Origin of the sequence: Marinobacter daqiaonensis, from assembly GCF_900115285.1 — a bacterium.
Lineage (GTDB): Bacteria > Pseudomonadota > Gammaproteobacteria > Pseudomonadales > Oleiphilaceae > Marinobacter > Marinobacter daqiaonensis.
Genome location: NZ_FOYW01000006.1, coordinates 1 through 5,706, shown reverse-complemented (window position 1 = coordinate 5,706; position 5,706 = coordinate 1). Strand labels below are relative to the sequence as shown.

Below are 5,706 nucleotides of genomic sequence, written 5' to 3'. Positions count from 1 at the left end.
GCGATCTGATGTAGAATACGCGGCCTTGATTGAGCTTCTGCTCAAACGCTCTTTAACAAGTTGACCAAGTAATTCGTGTGGGCGCTGGCCGAGACTATCTGGCGACAGATAATCGAGGCAAGCGACTCGTCGAGAATGAGTTTTTGTCTTGAGCAAGATTAGAGATCTTCGGATCTTGTATGATTTAAACTGAAGAGTTTGATCATGGCTCAGATTGAACGCTGGCGGCAGGCCTAACACATGCAAGTCGAGCGGTAACAGGTCCTTCGGGATGCTGACGAGCGGCGGACGGGTGAGTAATGCATAGGAATTTGCCCAGTAGTGGGGGATAGCCCGGGGAAACCCGGATTAATACCGCATACGCCCTTTGGGGGAAAGCAGGGGATCTTCGGACCTTGCGCTATTGGATGAGCCTATGTCGGATTAGCTAGTTGGTGGGGTAAAGGCCTACCAAGGCGACGATCCGTAGCTGGTCTGAGAGGATGATCAGCCACATCGGGACTGAGACACGGCCCGAACTCCTACGGGAGGCAGCAGTGGGGAATATTGGACAATGGGGGCAACCCTGATCCAGCCATGCCGCGTGTGTGAAGAAGGCTTTCGGGTTGTAAAGCACTTTCAGCGAGGAGGAAGGCCTTCGGCTTAATACGCCGGAGGATTGACGTTACTCGCAGAAGAAGCACCGGCTAACTCCGTGCCAGCAGCCGCGGTAATACGGAGGGTGCAAGCGTTAATCGGATTTACTGGGCGTAAAGCGCGCGTAGGTGGTTTGATAAGCGAGATGTGAAAGCCCCGGGCTTAACCTGGGAACGGCATTTCGAACTGTCAGGCTAGAGTGTGGTAGAGGGTAGTGGAATTTCCTGTGTAGCGGTGAAATGCGTAGATATAGGAAGGAACACCAGTGGCGAAGGCGGCTACCTGGACCAACACTGACACTGAGGTGCGAAAGCGTGGGGAGCAAACAGGATTAGATACCCTGGTAGTCCACGCCGTAAACGATGTCTACTAGCCGTTGGGGCTCTTGAAGCTTTAGTGGCGCAGTTAACGCACTAAGTAGACCGCCTGGGGAGTACGGCCGCAAGGTTAAAACTCAAATGAATTGACGGGGGCCCGCACAAGCGGTGGAGCATGTGGTTTAATTCGACGCAACGCGAAGAACCTTACCTGGCCTTGACATGTTGGGAATCCCTCAGAGATGAGGGAGTGCCTTCGGGAGCCCAAACACAGGTGCTGCATGGCCGTCGTCAGCTCGTGTCGTGAGATGTTGGGTTAAGTCCCGTAACGAGCGCAACCCTTATCCCTAGTTGCCAGCACATCATGGTGGGAACTCTAGGGAGACTGCCGGTGACAAACCGGAGGAAGGTGGGGATGACGTCAGGTCATCATGGCCCTTACGGCCAGGGCTACACACGTGCTACAATGGCGCGCACAGAGGGCTGCAAACCCGCGAGGGGGAGCCAATCTCACAAAACGCGTCGTAGTCCGGATCGCAGTCTGCAACTCGACTGCGTGAAGTCGGAATCGCTAGTAATCGTGAATCAGAATGTCACGGTGAATACGTTCCCGGGCCTTGTACACACCGCCCGTCACACCATGGGAGTGGATTGCACCAGAAGTGGTTAGTCTAACCTTCGGGAGGACGATCACCACGGTGTGGTTCATGACTGGGGTGAAGTCGTAACAAGGTAGCCGTAGGGGAACCTGCGGCTGGATCACCTCCTTAACGAAAGCTGGAGGTTTCGGTCAGAGTCCACACGAATTACTTGGTTAGCGTAAAGAGAGCAATAGGGTCTTTGCAGGCCCGATGTCGGTTTTGTCGAGCGCTGGTTGGTTGACCACTTGGTGGGAGGCGAGCTCAGGGTTTGGCGCCGGATTTGCGCCAGCTGACAAGGCGCAGGCTGAGAGAGCGAGGGGGCGTACATGCGTACGTGACCGAGTGAACGAAGACTGCAACGCAGCTCAGGTGGTGCGAAGACAAGCAAAACCGGGTCTGTAGCTCAGGTGGTTAGAGCGCACCCCTGATAAGGGTGAGGTCGGTGGTTCAAGTCCACCCAGACCCACCAAAATTGCGTTATCCGTCGTTATCGAAAGGCTCACGTGCTACTCGCACGCTACACCTTCCGATGCCTAGGCTAACCCAATTTTTCGAGGTGGCCGAATGTTCCGGGTCCGCTCAGTAAGGTAGGCCGCCAGAGTTGAGGCGATCGCGGATGCGCAGGACAGATTTCGTCAATCTAGGCGCAGTGTGAGCGAGAGAAGGAGTGACCCTCGATGGGTCATGACTGAGACGAGCGAGTGCTGCAACGACGAGTGACGGAAGCTGGACAAGCAGACGGGGCCATAGCTCAGCTGGGAGAGCGCCTGCCTTGCACGCAGGAGGTCGGCGGTTCGATCCCGCCTGGCTCCACCATATCGGAACTGACGAAAGACCTTATCGAATGCCTGACGAAAGTCAGTGTACAGAAACGAATGTTTCAGGTTCATGAAGCCTTCCTTTCTGATCACTGGGTCAGAATTGCTCTTTAACAATTCGGATGAGATTGAAACACGAAGCTTTGTTCTTCTAGTTCAGAACAGAGTTTCAGCGATAACGATCAAGCGTTATCCGGTGTGTCGTTGAAGTGGTTGTTTATAGCTTCAGTCGACTGTCTCTGAGAACCATCTTCGGATGAATCCCTCTCTGGCTTGCCAGGGTGTGGTTCGGATGTGGCTGGTGATTGGGTCAGTTGTCTTGGGGTTATATAGTCAAGCAACTAAGCGCATACGGTGGATGCCTTGGCAGTCAGAGGCGATGAAAGACGTGGAAGCCTGCGATAAGGCTCGGGGAGCTGGCAAACAAGCTATGATCCGGGCATCTCTGAATGGGGAAACCCACCGACTTTCGGGTCGGTATCTTACACTGAATCCATAGGTGTAAGAGGCGAACTCGGGGAACTGAAACATCTAAGTACCCGAAGGAAAAGAAATCAACCGAGATTCCCTAAGTAGCGGCGAGCGAACGGGGACCAGCCCTTAAGCTGGACGACTGGTAGGAGAAGGCCCTGGAAAGAGCCGCCATAGTGGGTGATAGCCCCGTATCCGAAACCTGAGTTCAGTGAAAACGAGTAGGACGGGTCACGTGTAATCCTGTCTGAACATGGGGGGACCATCCTCCAAGGCTAAATACTCCTGACTGACCGATAGTGAACCAGTACCGTGAGGGAAAGGCGAAAAGAACCCCTGTGAGGGGAGTGAAATAGACCCTGAAACCGTATGCGTACAAGCAGTCGGAGCGGACTTGTTCCGTGACGGCGTACCTTTTGTATAATGGGTCAGCGACTTATGTTCAGTGGCGAGGTTAACCGTTTAGGGGAGCCGTAGGGAAACCGAGTCTGAATAGGGCGATTTAGTCGCTGGGCATAGACCCGAAACCGGGCGATCTATCCATGAGCAGGGTGAAGGTGCCGTAACAGGCACTGGAGGCCCGAACCCACTGTCGTTGAAAAGCCAGGGGATGACTTGTGGATCGGAGTGAAAGGCTAATCAAGCCCGGAGATAGCTGGTTCTCCCCGAAAGCTATTTAGGTAGCGCCTCGGACGAATACCACAGGGGGTAGAGCACTGTTTCGGCTAGGGGGTCATCTCGACTTACCAACCCGATGCAAACTCCGAATACCTGTGAGTACTATCCGGGAGACACACGGCGGGTGCTAACGTCCGTCGTGAAGAGGGAAACAACCCAGACCGCCAGCTAAGGTCCCCAAATACCAGTTAAGTGGGAAACGATGTGGGAAGGCTCAGACAGCTAGGAGGTTGGCTTAGAAGCAGCCACCCTTTAAAGAAAGCGTAATAGCTCACTAGTCGAGTCGGCCTGCGCGGAAGATGTAACGGGGCTCAAACTGGTTACCGAAGCTGCGGCTGCATACTTTGTATGCGGGGTAGGGGAGCGTTCTGTAAGCCTGCGAAGGTGGATTGAGAAGTCTGCTGGAGGTATCAGAAGTGCGAATGCTGACATGAGTAACGACAATGGGGGTGAAAAACCCCCACGCCGGAAGACCAAGGTTTCCTGCGCAACGCTAATCGGCGCAGGGTGAGTCGGCCCCTAAGGCGAGACCGAAAGGTGTAGTCGATGGGAAACGGGTTAATATTCCCGTACCTTGGATAGCTGCGATGGAGAGACGGAGAAGGCTAGGTGAGCCGGGCGACGGTTGTCCCGGTTTAAGCGAGTAGGGAGTGGGCTTAGGCAAATCCGGGCCCACAATCCTGAGACGTGACGACGACTGCCCTTAGGGGCGGGAAGTCATTGATGCCCTGCTTCCAGGAAAATCTTCTAAGCTTCAGGCTATTCGAGACCGTACCCCAAACCGACACAGGTGGTCAGGGTGAGAATCCCAAGGCGCTTGAGAGAACTCGGGTAAAGGAACTAGGCAAAATGGTGCCGTAACTTCGGGAGAAGGCACGCCGGTGTGTACGTGAAGCCCCTGCGGGTGGAGCGGAAGCCGGTCGAAGATACCAGGCCCCTGCGACTGTTTATTAAAAACACAGCACTGTGCTAACACGAAAGTGGACGTATACGGTGTGACGCCTGCCCGGTGCCGGAAGGTTAATTGATGGGGTTAGTCCTCGGACGAAGCTCTTGATCGAAGCCCCGGTAAACGGCGGCCGTAACTATAACGGTCCTAAGGTAGCGAAATTCCTTGTCGGGTAAGTTCCGACCTGCACGAATGGCGTAACGATGGGGGCGCTGTCTCTACCCGAGACTCAGTGAAATTGAAATCGCCGTGAAGATGCGGTGTATCCGCGGCTAGACGGAAAGACCCCGTGAACCTTTACTATAGCTTCACAGTGAACTTTGAGCATGTTTGTGTAGGATAGCTGGGAGGCTTTGAAGCGAGGACGCCAGTTCTCGTGGAGCCAACCTTGAAATACCAGCCTGACATGTTTGAGGTTCTAACTTGGTCCCCTTATCGGGGATGAGGACACTGTGTGGTGGGTAGTTTGACTGGGGCGGTCTCCTCCCAAAGAGTAACGGAGGAGCACAAAGGTGGGCTAAGCACGGTCGGACATCGTGCGGTTAGTGTAATGGCACAAGCCCGCTTGACTGCGAGACAGACACGTCGAGCAGGTACGAAAGTAGGTCATAGTGATCCGGTGGTTCTGTATGGAAGGGCCATCGCTCAACGGATAAAAGGTACTCCGGGGATAACAGGCTGATACCGCCCAAGAGTTCACATCGACGGCGGTGTTTGGCACCTCGATGTCGGCTCATCACATCCTGGGGCTGAAGCCGGTCCCAAGGGTATGGCTGTTCGCCATTTAAAGTGGTACGCGAGCTGGGTTTAGAACGTCGTGAGACAGTTCGGTCCCTATCTGCCGTGGACGTTGGAGATTTGAGGAAAGCTGCTCCTAGTACGAGAGGACCGGAGTGGACGAACCTCTGGTGTTCGGGTTGTCACGCCAGTGGCATTGCCCGGTAGCTATGTTCGGACAGGATAACCGCTGAAGGCATCTAAGCGGGAAGCCCCTTCCAAGATGAGATCTCCCTGGACCCTCGAGGTCCCTGAAGAGCCGTTCAAGACCAGGACGTTGATAGGTCGGGTGTGTAAGCGCTGCGAGGCGTTGAGCTAACCGATACTAATTGCTCGTGCGGCTTGACTATATAACACCCAAGACAATTGCAAGACAGACTACCGCGATAACCTTGATCGGTCGCATTCAATCTCATCCA

The 5,706-nt window shown here is 54.5% G+C and carries 2 tRNA genes and 2 rRNA genes; all 4 read left to right on the top strand.

What is annotated here, in order from left to right:
- The first annotated feature begins 186 nt into the window (after window positions 1–186).
- The 4 genes from BM346_RS17820 to BM346_RS17805 all read left to right on the top strand — a co-directional run bounded on the left by BM346_RS17820 (window position 187) and on the right by BM346_RS17805 (window position 5,637).
- Window positions 187–1,723, top strand: a 16S ribosomal RNA gene (locus BM346_RS17820).
- A gap of 263 nt (window positions 1,724–1,986) precedes the next feature.
- Window positions 1,987–2,063 (top strand) — tRNA-Ile (locus tag BM346_RS17815).
- 271 nt (window positions 2,064–2,334) lie between these two features.
- Window positions 2,335–2,410 (top strand) — tRNA-Ala (locus BM346_RS17810).
- A 333-nt stretch (window positions 2,411–2,743) separates the two neighbouring features.
- A 23S ribosomal RNA gene (locus BM346_RS17805) occupies window positions 2,744–5,637 on the top strand.
- The 16S and 23S rRNA genes sit together here with 2 tRNA genes alongside, the layout of an rRNA operon.
- The last annotated feature ends 69 nt before the right edge of the window (window positions 5,638–5,706 follow it).